The organism is Vibrio maerlii (assembly GCF_003415655.1).
GTDB lineage: Bacteria > Pseudomonadota > Gammaproteobacteria > Enterobacterales > Vibrionaceae > Vibrio > Vibrio maerlii.
The window spans coordinates 492498-510604 of the sequence record NZ_QRHC01000002.1 but is presented as its reverse complement, the minus strand read 5'-3'; the positions used below and the strand labels follow the sequence as shown (position 1 = coordinate 510604).

At 47.0% G+C, this 18107-nt stretch carries 17 protein-coding genes and 1 riboswitch; of the genes, 3 read left to right on the top strand and 14 right to left on the bottom strand.

The features are described from left to right. Positions 1-93: 93 nt before the first annotated feature. From DPF91_RS03280 to DPF91_RS03235, 9 genes are all read right to left on the bottom strand, one after another. The gene (locus DPF91_RS03280) at positions 94-732 is read right to left on the bottom strand and encodes an urea amidolyase associated protein UAAP2 (protein WP_117232993.1); all 639 of its coding nucleotides are present in this window, start codon (positions 730-732) and stop codon (positions 94-96) included. An 11-nt stretch (positions 733-743) separates the two neighbouring features. Next, positions 744-1508, bottom strand: coding sequence for an urea amidolyase associated protein UAAP1 (locus DPF91_RS03275; RefSeq protein ID WP_117232992.1), 765 nt, complete (start codon positions 1506-1508; stop codon positions 744-746). Between the two features lie 10 nt (positions 1509-1518). Next, the gene (locus DPF91_RS03270; protein ID WP_117232991.1) at positions 1519-2325 is read right to left on the bottom strand and encodes an ABC transporter ATP-binding protein; all 807 of its coding nucleotides are present in this window, start codon (positions 2323-2325) and stop codon (positions 1519-1521) included. After that, positions 2318-3148 carry an ABC transporter permease gene (locus DPF91_RS03265; protein ID WP_117232990.1) on the bottom strand — a complete coding sequence of 277 codons (831 nt, stop codon included), beginning with the start codon at positions 3146-3148 and terminating at the stop codon, positions 2318-2320. Before DPF91_RS03265 ends, DPF91_RS03270 begins: the two co-directional genes overlap by 8 nt. 33 nt (positions 3149-3181) lie before the next feature. Further along, entirely contained in the window at positions 3182-4255 is a 1074-nt protein-coding gene (locus DPF91_RS03260; protein ID WP_241033747.1) for a putative urea ABC transporter substrate-binding protein, read from the bottom strand. Between the two features lie 64 nt (positions 4256-4319). Next, a riboswitch (guanidine-I (ykkC/yxkD leader) is annotated at positions 4320-4417 on the bottom strand. Between the two features lie 289 nt (positions 4418-4706). Further along, entirely contained in the window at positions 4707-5756 is a 1050-nt protein-coding gene (locus DPF91_RS03255) for an alcohol dehydrogenase family protein (protein WP_117232988.1), read from the bottom strand. 1 nt (position 5757) lies between these two features. Beyond that, positions 5758-6267, bottom strand: a complete 510-nt coding sequence (locus DPF91_RS03250; protein ID WP_117232987.1) for a TetR/AcrR family transcriptional regulator — start codon at positions 6265-6267, stop codon at positions 5758-5760. A 215-nt stretch (positions 6268-6482) separates the two neighbouring features. After that, the gene (gene cydB / locus DPF91_RS03240) at positions 6483-7481 is read right to left on the bottom strand and encodes a cytochrome d ubiquinol oxidase subunit II (RefSeq protein WP_117232985.1); all 999 of its coding nucleotides are present in this window, start codon (positions 7479-7481) and stop codon (positions 6483-6485) included. A gap of 10 nt (positions 7482-7491) precedes the next feature. Then, positions 7492-8880, bottom strand: a complete 1389-nt coding sequence (locus DPF91_RS03235; protein WP_117232984.1) for a cytochrome ubiquinol oxidase subunit I — start codon at positions 8878-8880, stop codon at positions 7492-7494. Between the two features lie 149 nt (positions 8881-9029). Here DPF91_RS03235 and DPF91_RS03230 point away from each other — a divergent pair, with 149 nt between their 5' ends. Beyond that, a complete protein-coding gene (locus tag DPF91_RS03230; RefSeq protein WP_117232983.1) occupies positions 9030-10274 on the top strand; it encodes an NADH:ubiquinone reductase (Na(+)-transporting) subunit B in 1245 nt (414 codons plus the stop codon). A 55-nt stretch (positions 10275-10329) separates the two neighbouring features. On the opposite strand, the gene DPF91_RS03225 is transcribed toward DPF91_RS03230, so the two are convergent. From DPF91_RS03225 to ctlX, 3 genes are all read right to left on the bottom strand, one after another. Continuing rightward, entirely contained in the window at positions 10330-10803 is a 474-nt protein-coding gene (locus DPF91_RS03225) for a peptide-methionine (S)-S-oxide reductase (protein WP_117232982.1), read from the bottom strand. 65 nt (positions 10804-10868) lie between these two features. Next, complete coding sequence (locus DPF91_RS03220; RefSeq protein WP_117232981.1) at positions 10869-11441, bottom strand: DJ-1/PfpI family protein; 573 nt, start codon at positions 11439-11441, stop codon at positions 10869-10871. A 117-nt stretch (positions 11442-11558) separates the two neighbouring features. After that, positions 11559-12554 (bottom strand): citrulline utilization hydrolase CtlX, encoded by a 996-nt coding sequence (gene ctlX / locus DPF91_RS03215; protein ID WP_117232980.1) that lies wholly within the window; start codon positions 12552-12554, stop codon positions 11559-11561. 330 nt (positions 12555-12884) lie between these two features. Here ctlX and DPF91_RS03210 point away from each other — a divergent pair, with 330 nt between their 5' ends. Beyond that, positions 12885-14717, top strand: coding sequence for an ABC transporter ATP-binding protein (locus tag DPF91_RS03210; RefSeq protein WP_117232979.1), 1833 nt, complete (start codon positions 12885-12887; stop codon positions 14715-14717). A gap of 228 nt (positions 14718-14945) precedes the next feature. Here DPF91_RS03210 and DPF91_RS03205 read toward each other — a convergent pair whose 3' ends face one another. Then, entirely contained in the window at positions 14946-15704 is a 759-nt protein-coding gene (locus DPF91_RS03205; RefSeq protein WP_117232978.1) for a DeoR/GlpR family DNA-binding transcription regulator, read from the bottom strand. A gap of 80 nt (positions 15705-15784) precedes the next feature. After that, the gene (locus DPF91_RS03200) at positions 15785-16516 is read right to left on the bottom strand and encodes a glycerophosphoryl diester phosphodiesterase (protein WP_117232977.1); all 732 of its coding nucleotides are present in this window, start codon (positions 16514-16516) and stop codon (positions 15785-15787) included. A gap of 244 nt (positions 16517-16760) precedes the next feature. Between DPF91_RS03200 and ugpB the strand changes: the two genes are divergently transcribed. Continuing rightward, the gene (gene ugpB / locus DPF91_RS03195; protein ID WP_117232976.1) at positions 16761-18068 is read left to right on the top strand and encodes a sn-glycerol-3-phosphate ABC transporter substrate-binding protein UgpB; all 1308 of its coding nucleotides are present in this window, start codon (positions 16761-16763) and stop codon (positions 18066-18068) included. The last annotated feature ends 39 nt before the right edge of the window (positions 18069-18107 follow it).

The following is an 18107-nucleotide window of genomic DNA, read 5'->3' as shown; positions in this document are numbered from 1 at the left end:
AATCCGGGTCGTCCCGGAAAAACAAAGAGCATGTATTAGGGTCGTCCCTTGCTCATTTTTCTCAGCTATTGTGCTGATGTTATTGCCAAATAATTATTCCCAGACAATGACTTCAACCGGGGTTGGGTTGTAGGCATTACACGGGTTATTCAGTTGTGGGCAGTTCGACATTAGAACGATGGTGTCCATATGAGCTTTGAGCTCTACGTATTTACCCGCACCACTGATGCCATCAGCGAAGCTCAAACCACCTTCTTGGGTGATAGGCACATTCATGAAGAAATTGATGTTATGGGTAATATCACGCTTCGACATACCAAATTCTTCATTCTCCGCAACAGCCAATAACCAACTATCACGACATGCATGCATGCATTTCTTATCCAATGAATAGCGCACAGTGTTACTCTCAGTCGCACACGCTCCGCCAAGGGTATCGTGTCGGCCACAGGTATCTGCGACGATTTCGAGCATCACATTGCCTTGGTCAGATAAGATCTTAGTACCTGCCGTTAGGTAAACATTCCCCTGCTCACGAATGGTATCGATGGCGCTATAGCGCTCAGATGGGTCATTAGCGTTATAAAACAATGTATCTGCCGCTTGGTTGCCATCGATATCGAGAATACGAAACGTCTGCCCTTTCTTGAGCACTTTCATGTAGTAATCACCAGCTGGAACGACATCACGATACAGGGCTTCACTTGGCTGTAATGGGCTTTCTACGATCATGCTTGACTCCTTTAGCAATGATGGTGGTGGGAAGAAGTATCGAAGCCTTGCTGGGTCGTCGATGTATAACGGCGATTGTTCTCAAAACCTCGTGCGTTCTCTTTGCGGTGATTCAAACAAGTGTCGCTTTCAAGCATTGGATCTGATTCAAACACCGTGACCTCAACAGGTTGATATGGATAAGTCTCTGCAGGGTTAAGGGGATGCGGACATGTGGTCATCACCACTAACGTATCCATCTCAAAGCGCAGCTCAATACAGTCGTCTGCTTTGCTATGCTGTGGGTCGTAACTCAGGTTGCCCACTTCATCGGTCGAGACTTTACTGAACAGATTTAAGTTCGCCGCCAAATCACGCTTACCTAAACCATATTTAGCCACCTCAACCAGCAGTGCATCATAGCCGTTTTGTTTCCACTGATTACGTTCGGTTTGGTAATCACGCTCGCCCCACTTTTCTGCGACCTTTTGCTTACTGGCAACGCCACACACCGTATCAATCCAACCGGTATCATCGCGAACAATCGAGCAGAAGATGCGCCCCATGTCTGAGTACAAACAATTGCCTTCTGTAAGCTTGAACGTATGTTGGCATTTCAAGGTATCTGGCGCGTTGTATCGCTCCAATGGGTTGGCTGGGTTGTAAAACAACACACTGAGATTTGCGCCGCCTTCTAGGTCTTTAAACCTTACCGTTCGACCTTTTGGCACCACCATAGACCAGTGTGCGGCCCCAGGTAGAGTGTCTGAAAATATCACTTCCTGTTTTACTGACATGTTTTAATCCTTATGCGATTTTTTTGAGAAGTTGTTCTGGTTGAGTGTGTTCCAACTGTTCGGTTGGAATATCAAACGTCACCTGCGCACCAAAACGCTCCGGGGCCTGCTCGTCGTGACGAGTATGATCAAACACCCATAACCGGTTACCTAAATGGAAGCCTTCGCTGAGATCGTGCGTGATCATGAATACCGTTAGGTTCTGCTCTTTCCAAAGGGACTTCACTAACACGTGCATGTCTTTGCGAATGCCCGGATCAAGTGCGCCAAACGGCTCATCGAGTAGTAAAATCCTTGGCTTCTTAATTAACGCCTGAGCAATTGAGAGGCGCTGTCTCATACCGCCGGATAACTCATGTGGGTATTTATCTTGAGCCGCTAACAGGCCAACCTGCTCAAGCATCTTGAGTGCTTGCTCTTTAGCTTGTTGCTTCTTAGCGCCAAACAGTCGACCCAATAAGGTGCTAGAAAGTCTTTTTTCCTCAAACTCATAGCCGAGCATCACATTCTCAAGAGCCGTCAGATGGGGGAACACGGAATATTTCTGGAACACGATGCCTCGTTCAACACCCGGCTCTTGGGTTAATGGTTCTCCATCTAGTAACAGTTCTCCTCTTGAGGGTGTTTCCGTCCCTAATAGCATATTGAGAAAGGTGGTTTTTCCGCAGCCTGACGCACCGACGATGCTGACAAAATCACCTTCATTGACGGTCAGGTTCAAACGCTCAAGCACGATGTTGTCGCCATACTCTTTCCACACCTGCTTCACTTGGATGATCGGCTGCTTGGTTTCATTGGTGGTGTGCAAATTAACCATTGTTCTCTCCTTGTGACTGGTGATACCAAGGACTTAGCTTTTTCGAGGCTAAACGCAGTAACCAATCCATGCTGTAAGCCAAGATGGTGATCCACAATACATATGGAAGAATCACATCCATGGATAGGTAGCGACGTACTAAGAAGATGCGGTAGCCCAGCCCCTCTGTGGCGACAATCGCCTCAGCTGCTATCAAGAACAGCCATGCGCTACCTAACGTAAGGCGAACCGCTTCAATCAGCTTTGGCATAATTTGCGGAAGGATGACACGCACAATGATCTGCCAGCTGTTTGCGCCCAGTGTTTGCGCCTTAATAAGCTGCTCATCCGGTAGGCTCTGCACCCTCAGCTGAATGTCTCGAATGATGATCGGACACACGCCTATCACAATCAGTACTACTTTAGAGAGCTCTCCCACGCCGAAAGAGATGAACAAAATAGGTAGAATCGCCATTGGTGGAATCAACGAAACGGCTGTAATGACCGGTGATAATGAAGAACGCACTAATGGAATAATGCCTGTCGCGATGCCGAGTGATAACCCAATCAAGGCACTGATACCAATTCCCCAGCCCAGTCTTGCTAGGCTGGCGAAGGTGTCTGTCCACATTAGGTATTCACCGGTTCTGCGGCTTGGGGTAAACGCCATTCTCTCGATAGCATCAGCAAAACTGCTGAATGCGGGAAGCAACTTATCAGCAGAGTTAGCTGCCAGTCTGGCATCTGATGCCGTCACATAAACGGCAAGCAGGATCAGAAATGGCATCACACCGAGCATCACTCTGCCCATTTTAGACGGATGGCGGTTAATTACTTTGGTCATAACGACTCCATTTACAACGACCGAATGGTGAGATTACAGCTTGTTATCCGCTGCCATCTGCATGTACTCAGAGGTAAATCGGAGCTTGACGTTACTTGGGTCACCGTAAACGCCTGTTGGTGTTTCTACACCGATGAAACCCGCATCAGGAGCGCCTTCACCCAATAGGCCATGCTCAAACGAAAACTCACTGACTTTCTGCATTGTCGCTGCCAGTTTAGGGCTTTGAGTAAAGCTAACTGCATCATCCGCGGCATAGAACATGTTGGTCGCTTGAAGCTGTGACTTGTAGCCATCCAGATCGGTACCCGATGCTTGCGCCATGTAGGACTTCGCTTCGTCACCCTGCTCTGCTGATTGCATGATCGACATGATTTCATACCATGCGCCCGTCAATGCCTTACCTAACGCAGGATTACTTTCTAATGTCTCTGTATTCACAACTAACAGGTCGATGATTTCGCCAGGAATATCGGAAGAGTTGAAAACAAAAGAAGTGTCTGGCTGAGAAGTGATTTCGCTTAATAGTGGGTTCCATGTAACAACGGAAGTCACATCACTGGTGCTAAATGCCGCCACGAGGTCGGCATCAGACGTGTTAACCACTCTTACATCACGCTCACTCATGCCCACACTTTCTAGTGCGCGCGCCATCAGGTAGTGAGAGACACTCAGCTCGACAAGGTTAATCGACTGGCCTTTCAGGTCTTCTAACCCTTTGTCGCCTTTGAGAACAATACCGTCATTACCGTTTGAAAAGTCACCGACCACGAGTGCGGTAGAATCCACGCCGCTTGCTGCTGGGATCGTCAGTGCGTCCATATTGGTCATTACTGTCGCATCGAACTGGCCTGTGGTGAATTGGTTAATGGACTCGATGTAGTCGTTAACCTGTACAACATCAATCTCAATGCCGTACTTATCTGCCCATTTGTCTAGAATTCCAGAGTGGTCTGCATAATCCCAAGGCATCCACCCAACGTAGATAGACCACGCAAGTGTGAATTTCTCTTTTTCTTGAGCTAATGCAAGCGGGGAAAAGGCAGAAGTGAGTAGTGTGGTGCCAACAATTGATGCAAGTAAGCTTTTCTTGATTTGAGCTTTCATTGGAATCTCCTCCATGAGTCACTTAGGGTTCGGCACAAGAGACACAACCAAATGGCTTGGTTTGATCTCCCGGGCTTCTATCCCTCCGTGTGACCCCTTTCGAGGTTGACAACTCTCGACCCAGACGCTGCCTCAGCAGCCGGAACCCTAGATGTCTATTGCCAAATTGTCGTTAATAAAGCGATTAGCGCTATTAACATCATGCTCTTGCGAAACTACAGTGAGTATTCCAATTAACATGCCAAGAAATTTAAACCTTACATTTCAACAAGTTAGAATAAAACCACTCTTTATCGAATAAATTCAGATAACCACTCTGGTGCATGACGGGCAAAATCAGTGCAATTAGTATGGTTGTTTGTAAAACGCAGAAGGGGTTAAGGTAGAAAGGATAAAACAGAGCTAAAGCAACCATTTACAGTGTAAAACAATAGCTCTGAATAGATAGGAGTTAGACTTCGAGAACCAGTTTGCCGGTATGTTTTTTCTCTACAAAGGCTTGCTGTGCTTCCACTATATCTTTAAGTGGGAAGGTTTTTGCAACTAGTGGTTTGATCTGACCAAGCTCTATACGCTTAATCAGGTTGGTGAACACCTCATCTTCTAAACCCGTGCAGCCAAAAAAGCTCAAGTCTTTAAGATAAAGAGTACGTACATCTAGCTCCACCATAGCACCACCAATGGCACCCGAGACTGCATAGCGGCCTTTTGGTTTTAACACGTTCAGAAGCTCTGGCCATTTATCACCAGCAACTAAATCAATCACAACCGTCACGCTGTTTTCACCGAGCTCTTTAACAAAGTTAGCGTCGCGAGTAATGGTGCGCTCTGCGCCAATCGCAATCAGATCATCTGCTTTACTTGGGCTAGTTACGGCAATAACTCTCGCGCCGCGTGCTTTTGCCAGTTGTACAGCTGCTGAGCCTACACCGCCTGATGCGCCAGTCACCAAAACAATATCGTTCTCGTTGACGTTGGCACGAGTGAGCATGTTTTCCGCTGTTGAGTATGAGCAAGGGAAAGAAGCCAGTTCAGCATCCGTCAGCTCACTCTCGATCTTGCAAGCGTGTCGGTTAGCGACAACCGCATACTCAGCAAAGCCTCCATCAACCTCTGAGCCAAAGTACCAAAAGTTGTCAACCGCTTGGCCATTGTCTTCCTTCAGGCATGGTTCGATCAATACTCGTTCACCAATACGTGATTCATCGACTTGACTACCGACTGCGACAATCACACCACATACGTCCGCTCCTTGTATACGAGGAAATTCCATCGCTTTACCTGCCCAGCTCGCATCATCGCTCTCTGCATCTCCTTTTGAATACCAGCCAATGCGAGTGTTGATGTCTGTATTGTTCACACCTGCAGCGCCAACACGAATAAGCACTTCGTATTCGCGAGGCGTTGGTACTTGAATATCCTCACGATACGCCAGCGCTTCATAACCGCCATGGCCAGTCATTTGAACGCCTTTCATTGTGCTTGGAATTGAAACCGTCATGTTATTGCTCCATAAGAATTTGAATCGTTTGTTGTGCGGATTGGCTCGCCTGCTTGCCCAGAACAGGCCAAGCATTGGAAACACCTTCATGAATTAAGAAAAGAGAGTCTGCAAGGTCGGGACGCGAGCTCTTTTTACCCAGTAGCTCACGCACTTCTAATTTGTGTTGTTGCACGGCCTGAGTAATTTCAGGGTGATCAGGGAAAGCGGAAATGGCATTCATCGACATACAGCCGTGTGGTGCGTACTCTTTCATCCAAGTTTCTAATTGATTGAACATCTCGAGTACCGCTTCTGCACCTTGCGAAGCTTGGTCTGGCACTAAGAAAGTGAGATAGCGTTCATGCCTGTGCTGCAATGCCGCAACAATCATCTCTTCTTTAGATGGGTAATACTTATAGAGTGTTCTCAGGCTGACACCACACGCATCCTTCAGTTTTGACACGCTTGGCTCAGCAAAACCATATTGGCTGAATGCTTGTTCGAGTCGGGCTGCAATTTGCTCTCTCACGTTAACACCTTACTTGACCTATTTACTTTGGCCGTAACGGCCAAAGTAGAATGAATATTCTACACATGGTAGAGCGTTCATTCTACTTAGTCAAATATTGTGCTTAAGCTAGCCGATCAAAGCCCAGCGAATAACCCCGGAAACGGTGGCAAGAAGCAGTACGCTCAGACACCAAATCAGCACAAACCACCCCAATCTTGCTCTGGTACTTTTCATCAGTGGTAGCCCTCACCATGCTTCATTTTTCCACGGAACACCCAGTATGAGTATGCGGTGTAAGCGATGATCATCGGCAGCAAAATCACAGCCCCAACAAGCAAGAAGGCCAAGCTGGAATCGGGACCCGCTACCTCTCTAAAGGTCAGAGCAAATGGTACGAGGTACGGGAAGGTACTGACCCCGAATCCCGTGGCCGACACCACGAACAAACCAATACCAATTAGATAAGCTTTCACCGCTCGCTGTTGCATTAAAGCACTAAACAATTGCCACACAAGGACAGCAGCGACCACAGGGATCACGAAAAACAGCAACGCATTCGGGAAGCTGAACCAGCGCTCAGCAACCAAGGGATTACTGAGGGGCAGCCAAATACTCGCAATGACGATACAAACCACCATCATCGCTCCCCAGCGTTTGGCTATACCGTTGTAACGATGCATCATATCTTCAGGCATTTTCATCAAAAGCCAGCATGCACCGAGCAGTACGTAAGCACACACCAAAGCAAAACCGCAAAACAGCGTAAAAGGTGTTAACCAATCAAACCATCCGCCCGCATAAGATCGTCCGGATACTTCGATGCCTTGCAGCAAGGTTCCAAGCATGATGCCCTGCATCAGGGTCGCCATTAATGAGCCAATAAAAAACGATGCATCCCATAAGAACTTACCTCGCTTGGTTCTAAACCGATATTCAAACGACACGCCGCGTAAAATCAAACCGAGAAGCATGATGATGAGCGGAGCATAGAGCGCGGGCATCACCACTGCATAGGCCAGTGGGAATACAGCGAACAGCCCTCCTCCACCCAGTACCAACCAGGTCTCATTACCATCCCACACGGGCGCAATGCTATTCATCATCAAGTCTTTCTCGCTCTCGCTGTGTGCAGAGGGAAACAAGATGCCGATACCCAAATCAAAACCATCGAGCACGACATAAATGAGAACGGCTAACCCAATCAAACCATACCAAATCAATGCATAATCCATAGCGTGCTCCTCAGGTTAAATGGTTCGAGTGAGAAATGGATGAGGTGTGTCCACCGTCAGGCAAGCGACCATCAAGTGGTTGCTCATAACGAGTCGGAGACTTACGCATCAAGCGAAGTAAGTAAAAGAACCCTGCGCCAAACACCAAGAAATACACCACCACAAAAGCCGTTAGCGAAACGCTGATAGCCGCGGCATCAATAGGTGAAGCAGAGTCTGCCGTCGTTAACAGTCCGTACACGGTGTAAGGCTGACGCCCAACCTCAGTGGTCACCCAGCCGGCGAGCACTGCCACGAAGCCGGACGGGCCAAATACTACACAAGCGCGGTGGAACCATCCGGCCTTGTAGAGCTTGCCTTTTTTGCGCAGATACAAGCTAATCAAACCAAGCAAAAACATCCCCATACCAATAGCGACCATGATCCTAAAGCTCCAAAACACGATCGGCACAGGTGGGTGTTCAGACTCAGGGAAGGCATCCAACCCTTTCACTTCACCATTAAGGTCGTGCGTCAGTATCAAACTGCCAAGCTTGGGGATTTCAATCGCGTAATCGACCTGCTTGGTCTCATCATTAGGAATGCCAAACAAGATAAGCGGTGCGCCCTGGTGAGTTTCATAGTGTCCCTCCATTGCCGCGACCTTAGCTGGTTGATGCTCTAGGGTATTAAGGCCATGCATGTCACCCGCGATGATTTGAATCGGTGTGACGATCGCTGCCATCCACATCGCCATCGAAAACATGGTTCGAGCCAAAGGATTGTGTGGCGCTTTCAGCAAGTGATAAGCCCCAACGGCCGCAACCACGAATGCGGTGGTTAGGTAAGCTGCCAATAGCATGTGCACTAATCGATAGGGGAAAGAGGGATTAAAGACGATCGCAAACCAGTCTTCAGGGATGAACTGCCCTACTTCATTGATGGAATACCCGGTCGGGGTTTGCATCCAGCTATTCACCGATAAGATCCAGAACGCTGAGAGGAAGGTACCAAACGCCACGATGCAGGTAGAGGCAAAGTGAAGTTTCTTACCCACTCGTTCCATGCCGAAAAGCATGACGCCCAAAAACCCAGCTTCCAAGAAAAAAGCCGTAAAGACCTCGTAACCCATCAGAGGGCCAAGGATAGGGCCCGTTTTATCGGCGAACACGCTCCAGTTGGTACCAAACTGGTAGCTGAGTACGATGCCACTTACCACTCCCATACCAAAACTTATCGCGAATATTTTAATCCAATACTTGTAGAGCTGTAGATATTTGTCGTTATTCGTTTTTAGCCATAACCCTTCAAGAACTGCGAGGTAGCTGGCTAAGCCAATCGTAAATGCGGGAAAAATAATGTGGAACGAAACAGTGAACGCAAATTGGAATCGTGCCAAGTCGATCGCTAAGGTGTCCATAGCCTTCTCCTTGTAAGTCAGTAGAAGTAACTACGCATTTCACCCTCCATACGTTCATCTTTTGTTTGACCAATTCATGCACGCCCATTGCTCTTAAAACGAGATCTCGCCGTATGTAAAAAAGTGATAAAAACAGAGTGAAATAAGTTATGAAGCTACAACAGCGCTTGGAGTCGATGGCTCCGCATTTTGGTCCTGGTGGTAGATATCAAAAGCTCTACCCACTTTATGAGGCCGCCGCTACCATCTTTTATACACCCGGACTGGTCAACCAAGGGCAAACACACGTTCGAGACAGTATCGACCTGAAACGCATCATGATTCTAGTGTGGCTCGCCACCTTTCCGACCATGTTTTGGGGTATGTTCAACATCGGTAATCAGTCCGCGTCCGCCCTGATCGCGTCCTATTCAATGGCTGAGCTCGAAGCAATTGTCGATGCATCTTGGCGACTCTCTCTCGCCTTTGGCTCTCCACAGGGAATTGTAGAGGCAGGTTGGATAAGCAGGACACTGCTTGGTGCGTGCTACTTTGTGCCGATCTATGCCACGGTATTTATCGTCGGTGGTTTCTGGGAAGTCTTGTTTGCGATTATTCGAAAACACGAGGTTAACGAGGGCTTCTTCGTCAGCTCCGTGCTGTTCGCCTTAATCCTTCCTCCTACCATACCTCTGTGGCAGGCCGCACTTGGTATCAGCTTTGGTATCGTTGTCGCAAAAGAGATCTTTGGTGGTACGGGGAGAAATTTCCTCAACCCTGCTCTTGCAGGTCGCGCATTCCTCTATTTTTCCTACCCTGCGAATATGTCGGGGGGGTTAGTCTGGACCGCGGCCGACGGTTACTCAGGTGCTACGCCGCTTAGCCAATGGTATGACGGTGGTGAGTCAAATCTGATAAACCTCAACACTGGTGAAGCAATGGCGTGGTCTGACGCCTTTCTTGGTAACTTGCCAGGGTCAGTCGGTGAAGGCTCGACACTGCTTATTGCGCTGGCTGGCATCGCTCTCATAGCGATGGGAATCGCTTCCTGGCGGATTGTGCTCGGAGTCATCGTCGGTATTGCTGTCTCCTCTGCCCTGCTTAACTTTATTGGGTCGGAGACCAACCCCATGTTCTCAATGCCATTTCATTGGCACTTTGTTTTGGGTGGTGTCGCCTTTGGTACCTTCTTCATGGCAACCGACCCGGTCTCAGCAGCGTTTACCAATAAAGGCAAATGGGCCTATGGGCTGTTAATTGGTGCGATGGCTGTCGGGATACGGGTACTTAACCCAGCCTACCCAGAGGGAATCATGCTAGCGATCCTCTTCGCCAACCTGTTCGCTCCGCTATTCGATCACTTTGTAAGGGAATCGAATGTGAAGCGCAGGCTACGCAGAATCAAACCATCTTAGAAAGATAGTTGAGCGCTCCTACTAAAGTTTCTTGAAAGAAGCATAAAGCGAGCGCTTATTTTCTGTATTTATGCAGTAGTTCCAGAGGAATATGGCAGTAGTCGTTGGGAAAGCGCGTCAGGCGGTCTTGATGCTCGTCATCGCTTGGCACGTAATTGACCAGAGGCTTCACTTCTACAGCGATTTTCTCTCTATCTTCACGAGCGTCGATATACGCTTGGGCTTGTTCAAGATGCAAGTCAGATTCGCTGTATATGCCAGTTCGGTACTTCTCACCCACATCTTCACCTTGGCGATTTACACTGTAAGGATCAATGATTTCAAATAGATAGGTCATCAATTGAGTGACTGTGACTTCACTAGAGTCAAACTCAAGGCGAACACATTCAGCGTAGCCATCATAGTCGCTCTTGGTCGAGCTAGATGACCCGTTTGCTCGACCGGCTTCTGTCTTCAAGACACCAGGAAGATGACGCATAAACTCTTGCACTCCCCACAAACAACCACCAGCAATATATATCTGTTCCATTGATTTCACTCTACTTCAAAAACGCGAATATCTTACGAGCTTCAGTCGCTTCAAACAACGCCGACCTATTGCTGCCAGCGATACTCCATTTGAAGCGCAACACGTTCAGCCAAGCTTTGGTTTTGTAGCATTGCCACCAAGCCTAAACTCATGTCGATCCCCGCAGATATACCACCAGAGGTGACATATTTGCCGCTAACCACCCAGCGCCTTTCTTTGATCACATGTAATTGAGGGTAACAGTCCCGGAGATCAGGAATATCTTCCCAATGAGTCGTAACCTCCAAACCATTGAGTAACTCCGCTTCCGCGAGAAAGAAAGCACCAGTGCAGACCGATGCTGTGATCGTACTTTCTTGATCCACTCGCTTGATCCATTCAATCACATTGGGCTTAGTCACTTCTTGTGTATGATCGCCGCCTACCACAATCAAAAGATCCAAATCTGGGTGATCATCAATGGTGTAATGCGCATTAATGGGGAAATTGCCGCGAGCAGACACTGTCATGTCGAATTCAGAGATCAACCAAACATTCCAATCATAAGTTTCAAGGCGTTTCGCTGTACTAAACACCTCAAACGGGCCGGAAAAGTCCAACACCTCAGCCTCATCATAAATGTATATCCCTATGTTCACGATATCTCCTTATCTTGCGATTAAACAACCGAGTGAGCTAAGAAGCATAGCGTATGCAGAGAACAAAAAAACACCACGTATTGTGATGTTTTTGAGAAAGGACAAAACTTATGTGGGCTAGATTTCTTTTTGTCTCGAAGGCAAAAACACCTCCCCAAGCATGCAACGCACGCTGCCGCCTCCAATGGTTTCAATAGTCGATACATCAAATGGCAGTAAACGACCATGAGAGGATAGTTGGGTTCGTTGAGCATCAGTAAACGCTTCGTATGCTGATTGAGACATCGCAATGACTTTGTCGCCATTCACCGTCTCTAATTGCAAAATATTGCCACAGAACTGATTCATCTGTTCACGAGTGATTGAGATAACTTCTTTGTCTTTCGCTAGTGACTTCACCACAAATCGACGCTCAAACTCAGGGATCACCTCATCGCATATCACAGCGAAGTTCTCACCTACTGCCATCATCACGTTGGTATGGTAAACAGGCTGACCGGAAGGGAGCGCTGTTTGGAAAGAAACGACTCGATTGTATCCTGTACGCTGCGCGTACTCTTCAAGCACCTCCCGATCACAGCGCTGAGACAGTGCTGCATAGATGGTGCTATTGGTGTGATCCATGACCATCACACCCGTACTCTCTAAAAAGGCATTTTGCTCAATGAAGGATTCAAACGATTGTGTCATTTTTACTTGGCGACCAGACTGAGTGAGAAAATCGGTCAGCTCTTGCGTTCTCACTTCACGCTGACGATTTTCACACGCCATTGGAAAAGTGAACAACTCTCCCTCAACAGTGGTACTGAACCAATTATTGGGAAAGACGGCGTCAGGCGTTGATACCTCTGATATTGCGTAGTCGAACTCGACAACTTGGACACCGGCTTTACGCAGGCTTGCCACCATCTGTTTAAACTCCGTCATCACGCGCTCAGTGACCTGCTCAGGACTCAGATCGATCTGGTGCTGAAACTCATTGTCTTCAGCCGTTTGAGCATTAAATTGGAACTCTTTTGGTGGCACCATCACCACACAATTCGCATTTTGCGGCAAGCGGTGGGGAAAGGGAGTAGAGATAAACTGTTTATTGTGTCGTTCTAACTGCAACATCTTCAAACATCCTGTTCGTTCGTTATTCATTGAATTGTAAACAAGCTGTTAAACTCTAAATCACTTAAATTTCGGTTTCATTACACTCAACACTTTACATAATTACTGTCCAAACGACATTTGGCAGTAATTTCACCTGAAAGAGATCGAGATCATAGCCAGTAAAATCCTGCTGTCGGGCACTAGTAAGAAGAGAAATTCAGTAAGTTCTGATTACATTTGCACCACATTGGCGTTACCATAAGTGAGTCCACCTGCACACTCTTCCATACTCTTTCCTTTTAAATACAGGTGGATAGGCCGTACAGGCTTAATAACGAGAAAAATAATATGTATAAGAAATTCGAAGGCTTTACCGAGGCTTTCCCTAAGGACGAGCCTACACAGCCTCCTGAGGGAATTATCGCGTTTTGTCGCTACTACACTCGTGGCTTTGAAAAGCCACTGATTCTACTAGCGCTAATGAGTACCACGATTGCAATCGTGGAAGTGGCACTGTTTGGTTTTATGGGTACCTTGGTAGACTGGCTATCATCAAGCAACCCAGAGACATTCTTGGCCGACAACTCATCAACCTTGATTGGCGTGGGTGTGGTTATCCTCATCGTGATGCCACTTCTGATCACCTTTTATTCTCTGTTGATCCACCAGACTTTACTCGGCAACTACCCTATGTCGATCCGCTGGTTGGCTCACCGCTACTTATTAAGGCAGAGTTTATCTTTCTATTCCGATGACTTTGCTGGCCGAGTGGCAACCAAGGTGATGCAGACCTCACTCGCCGTTCGTGAAACCGTAATGAAGTTTGTGGATGTGTTCATTTATGTCAGCGTCTACTTCGGTGCCATCTTGTTCCTGCTGGCGGATGCCGATTGGCGCTTGATGGCTCCAATGGCACTGTGGTTAGTGGCGTACATTGCAATCCAGCTTCACTACGTACCAAAACTCAAGAACGTCTCATCAGAGCAAGCAGATGCGCGCTCTCTGATGACCGGCCGTATCGTTGACAGTTACACCAACATCGCAACGGTTAAGCTGTTCTCGCACAGCAAACGTGAAACCGAGTACGCTGAAGAAGGAATGAGCGGTTTCTTGGATACCGTGTATCGCCAAATGCGCTTGGTAACAGGCTTCAACGTGTGTGTTGAATTAGCGAATTACCTACTTGTATTCAGCATCGCGGCTATTTCCATCTTCCTATGGATGGACAGCGCGATCAGCGTGGGTGCGATTGCTATTGCGATCAGTTTGGCTTTACGTATTAACGGTATGTCCAAGTGGATCATGTGGGAAATTGGTGGCCTATTCGAAAACATGGGTACGGTGATCGATGGCATGAAGACGCTGTCTAAACCAATCTCAATTGAAGACAAACCCAATTCGAAGCCAATTGATGTAAATGAAGGTGGAATTGAGTTTGATAACGTTAGCTTCCACTACGGTGAAAACAAGGGTGTGATCAGCAACCTAAACCTCAACATCAAACCAGGTGAGAAAGTCGGCCTGGTTGGTCGCTCAGGCGCAGGTAAATCGACACTGGTTAACCTACTACTGCGTTTCCACGACGTAGAGGGTGGTCAGATTAAAATTGATGGTCAGAACATCGCAGAGGTGACTCAAGACTCGCTGCGTGGTGAGATTGGTATGGTTACGCAAGATACCTCTCTACTTCACCGTTCAATCAGAGACAACATTCTTTACGGTCGCCCTGATGCAACGGAAGAAGATCTATTTAAGGCGACCAAACAAGCGCAGGCACATGAGTTTATCGACACACTCACCGACCCATTCGGCAATGTGGGTTACGATGCTCAAGTCGGTGAGCGTGGTGTGAAACTGTCTGGTGGTCAGCGTCAACGTATTGCTATTTCCCGTGTATTACTGAAGAACGCACCACTATTGGTACTAGATGAAGCAACGTCTGCACTCGACTCAGAGGTAGAAGCGGCGATTCAAGAAAGCCTGAATGAGCTAATGGAAGGTAAGACAGTTATTGCGATTGCACACCGTCTCTCGACTATTGCTGCAATGGACCGTCTCATCGTTCTAGATAAGGGTGAGATTGTGGAGCAAGGCACCCACCAAGAATTGGTTCGTTCGGGTGGTATCTACTCACAGCTTTGGAATCACCAAACCGGCGGTTTTATTGGTGAGGAAGAGTAAATGACTTACCTAAAAATAATGAATGTAATAATTGGAGAAATTAAATACCACTTATGAAACATTTACATCAACTAGAGAAGGGTGTTATTTTTTAACCAATTCATACTAGTCGATAAAGCTATGAACACGATCCATGCACCTTTGCTTGCTGTGCCTGGAATAGGCCGAGATGCTGTTTAATCTCGGCCTTTTTTGTTTTAGCCCAATGGGTAAAAGAGCCTTAAGCAGCTAAGCCAGTTCTTCAGCTGAACCAAACACCTTATCAAAATAGCTTAGCGGTGCGACTCGCGCATTGGCTTTTCTCTGCCACTTAGTACTATTTGCCACCAGCCATTTTTGCTGGGCACCAGAGATAATAGACTGACTGACTATGGCCTCGCGCAGTTCATGCTCCATAGCGTACTCTTGTTGCTGAATATCGAGAGCGGAACCCTCAGAGGCTGGATTAGATGCAAGACAGACCGCGGCACAACTCACAATACCAATATCTGCAGAGAACTGACCAAAGAATTGACTCACACTATCCCCCACCACATCACCATCATTGGAGCGTAATCGACCACCCGGCATCCAAATCTCAATTTGTTCAAACTGAGAAAGAGTGTGCGCGGCCTGAAAGTTGTTGGTCACAACTCTTAATTCTTGATGATGGCCTAATTGCTCAGCCATCGCCGCTATCGTGGTACCAATCCCCAAAAACAAAGTACAACCATCGGGGATTTGCTCGATTACTGCACTGGCAATACGCTGCTTTTCGGATAGGTTAGTCGCACTGCGAGAGACAAAGCTTCGATTACTTAGGGTCGTTGGCAAGCTCACACCGCCATGGTGGCGTCTTGCTAAACCTAGACTACAGAGCTCGTTGATATCACGACGTATTGTTTGTGTAGTGACATTAAACTGAGAAGAGAGCGCATCGATTGTGCAATACTCTTGGTGCTGAATAAGATCGATAATACTTTGCTGACGCAGACTCAATTGGTGCATGATGGAGACGCCATTCCTTCCATTAGTCATTGATGAACTCTAAGAGATTACCCTGAACATTTCCTTTTAAACAAGTCACCTTAAGTAAAAGAAAGTATCTGATGCTGATAGGCTTGAGGAATATCAGTAATCATCATATCCACACCCCATAGCCAATGTTGTTCAACTAATTCAGGGAAGTTTGGGGTATAGCAGTACAGTTGATAATCCGCTTCTTTGATCATCTTCGCCGTTGATTGATCTAAAAAGCGATAGTCACAGTGAACGCTGTAAGCCTCAATATCTTCAAGTATATTAAATGCCTGCGATGGCACTTTTTGCCACAACTGACCTCGACGAATTTCAGGCAATAGCGCTTTCATTGACATCAATGCCGGTGTCGAAAAACTTGAAAACAGTAGCTGATCACTTTCAATATCAACCTGCTCTATGACGGCACGAACTTGGCGGCACAACAGTTCAATGTCATCATCTTCATACACTTTAAGTTCGATATTGAGCTTTACTCTCTGCTTATGTGCAAACTGTAATGTGTCAAGCAGTGTGGGAATCATCTCACCGCGGAAGGCATCACCGAACCACAGCCCTGCATCAAGTTGTTGTAGCTGATCACAACTCAACCCCGAAACTTTACCACTACCATTAGAACAGCGATTCACTGTCTGATCATGAATGACCATCGGCACATCATCTTTGCTTAGTTGAACATCGATTTCTATCCACTCCACTCCCTGCTCAATAGCAAGGTCAAACGCAGCAATCGTATTCTCTGGTGCTTGGCTAGATAAACCGCGGTGTGCTGTTATCTTCATGTCCTGTTCCTTGTCAAAGTTTACTTATTTTCAAATGAAGATTGTCTCTACTTGATGACAAACATATGACGAAAGAATCAACGATTTATTAAATTAAAACCTTTCATTTAAGTTCATTTAAATGTCACCAAAACGTAATTTTCCTCATTTAACTTTCACTTGAACATTGAGGGCGGGAAATTGAACACGAATGAACACCTGCTTTCGAGGACAACACTGATACTCAAATAAAAAGGGAAACATTATGTCTATTAAGCACCTCACAGGAATTGCGGTAGCGGCTGCACTGCTAAGTACAGGCGCTCAAGCGAAAACAGAGGTTGAGTGGTGGCACGCAATGGGTGGCGCGCTAGGTCAGAAAGTGAATGAAATTGCTTCTGACTTTAACGCAAGCCAATCTGAGTACGAGATCAAGCCAGTTTACAAAGGCAGTTACGCAGAAACGATGACCAGCGCTATCGCTGCGTTCCGAGCAAAAGAGCAGCCAGCCATTGTTCAAGTATTTGAAGTAGGTACGGCAACTATGATGGGTGCCGAAAAAGCTATCTATCCTGTCTATGAACTGATGGAAGATACCAAAGAACCGTTTAACGCAGACAACTACCTATCAGCCGTTACGGGTTACTACACGACTAACGATGGTGAGATGCTGTCTATGCCGTTTAACAGCTCAACACCTGTGATGTACTACAACCAAGACATGTTTGAGAAAGCGGGCATCAAAGAAGCACCAAAAACATGGAAAGAGATGGAAGAAGTTTCTCGCAAATTGATTGCATCTGGCGCTCAATGTGGCTTCTCTACTACATGGCAATCGTGGACGCAAATCGAGAACTTCGGCGCTCGTAACAACATCCCTGTAGCAACAGAGAACAACGGTTTCGGTGGCTTCAATACCGAATTTAAGTTCAATGCCGAACCTTTCGTGAAGCACATTGAAAAAATGGGCGAGTGGTCGCAAGAAGGTATCTTCAAGTACGGCGGTCGTCAGTCTGATGGCATGCCACTGTTCTACACCCAAGAGTGTGCGATGACCATGGGCTCATCTGCTGGTCTAGCAGGCATCCAAGAGAACATGAAAGGTATCAACGTTGGTGTAGCTCAGCTTCCATACGACGATGAGCTAGTCGAAACACCACAAAACACCATCATCGGTGGTGCATCTCTATGGGTTCTACGTGGTCACTCTTCAGAAGAGTACAAGGGTGTAGCGAAGTTCTTCACATACCTATCAAGTGCGGAAGTACAAGCGGATTGGCACCAATTTACTGGTTACCTGCCAATCACGAAGCAAGCGTATGAGCTGACTGAAGAGCAAGGGTTCTACCAAGCAAACCCTGGAACAGATACTGCGGTAATTCAAATGACCTCGGTTGAACCAACAGAGAACTCAAAAGGCATTCGCTTTGGTAACTTCCTGCAAACTCGTGACATCATCAATGAAGAGTTGGAAGCGGTTTGGGCAAACAAGGCATCAGCGAAAACAGCGCTAAACAACGCGGTACGCCGTGGTGATGAGCAGCTACGCCGCTTTGAGCGCACGCAAAAATAACCGTAATCTTCACTTAATCGCTACCCTGTTAAAGGGTAG

What these genes read in the sequence shown, in the direction of transcription:
- DPF91_RS03260 (WP_241033747.1), bottom strand. Translation starts at nt 4,255, where the DNA reads ATGAAAGCTCAAATCAAGAAAAGCTTACTTGCATCAATTGTTGGCACC.
- DPF91_RS03280 (WP_117232993.1), bottom strand. Translation starts at nt 732, where the DNA reads ATGATCGTAGAAAGCCCATTACAGCCAAGTGAAGCCCTGTATCGTGAT.
- DPF91_RS03270 (WP_117232991.1), bottom strand. Translation starts at nt 2,325, where the DNA reads ATGGTTAATTTGCACACCACCAATGAAACCAAGCAGCCGATCATCCAA.
- DPF91_RS03235 (WP_117232984.1), bottom strand. Translation starts at nt 8,880, where the DNA reads ATGGACACCTTAGCGATCGACTTGGCACGATTCCAATTTGCGTTCACT.
- DPF91_RS03200 (WP_117232977.1), bottom strand. Translation starts at nt 16,516, where the DNA reads ATGAAGATAACAGCACACCGCGGTTTATCTAGCCAAGCACCAGAGAAT.
- ctlX (WP_117232980.1), bottom strand. Translation starts at nt 12,554, where the DNA reads ATGTTGCAGTTAGAACGACACAATAAACAGTTTATCTCTACTCCCTTT.
- ugpB (WP_117232976.1), top strand. Translation starts at nt 16,761, where the DNA reads ATGTCTATTAAGCACCTCACAGGAATTGCGGTAGCGGCTGCACTGCTA.
- DPF91_RS03205 (WP_117232978.1), bottom strand. Translation starts at nt 15,704, where the DNA reads ATGCACCAATTGAGTCTGCGTCAGCAAAGTATTATCGATCTTATTCAG.
- DPF91_RS03275 (WP_117232992.1), bottom strand. Translation starts at nt 1,508, where the DNA reads ATGTCAGTAAAACAGGAAGTGATATTTTCAGACACTCTACCTGGGGCC.
- cydB (WP_117232985.1), bottom strand. Translation starts at nt 7,481, where the DNA reads ATGGATTATGCATTGATTTGGTATGGTTTGATTGGGTTAGCCGTTCTC.
- DPF91_RS03255 (WP_117232988.1), bottom strand. Translation starts at nt 5,756, where the DNA reads ATGACGGTTTCAATTCCAAGCACAATGAAAGGCGTTCAAATGACTGGC.
- DPF91_RS03225 (WP_117232982.1), bottom strand. Translation starts at nt 10,803, where the DNA reads ATGGAACAGATATATATTGCTGGTGGTTGTTTGTGGGGAGTGCAAGAG.
- DPF91_RS03230 (WP_117232983.1), top strand. Translation starts at nt 9,030, where the DNA reads ATGAAGCTACAACAGCGCTTGGAGTCGATGGCTCCGCATTTTGGTCCT.
- DPF91_RS03210 (WP_117232979.1), top strand. Translation starts at nt 12,885, where the DNA reads ATGTATAAGAAATTCGAAGGCTTTACCGAGGCTTTCCCTAAGGACGAG.
- DPF91_RS03265 (WP_117232990.1), bottom strand. Translation starts at nt 3,148, where the DNA reads ATGACCAAAGTAATTAACCGCCATCCGTCTAAAATGGGCAGAGTGATG.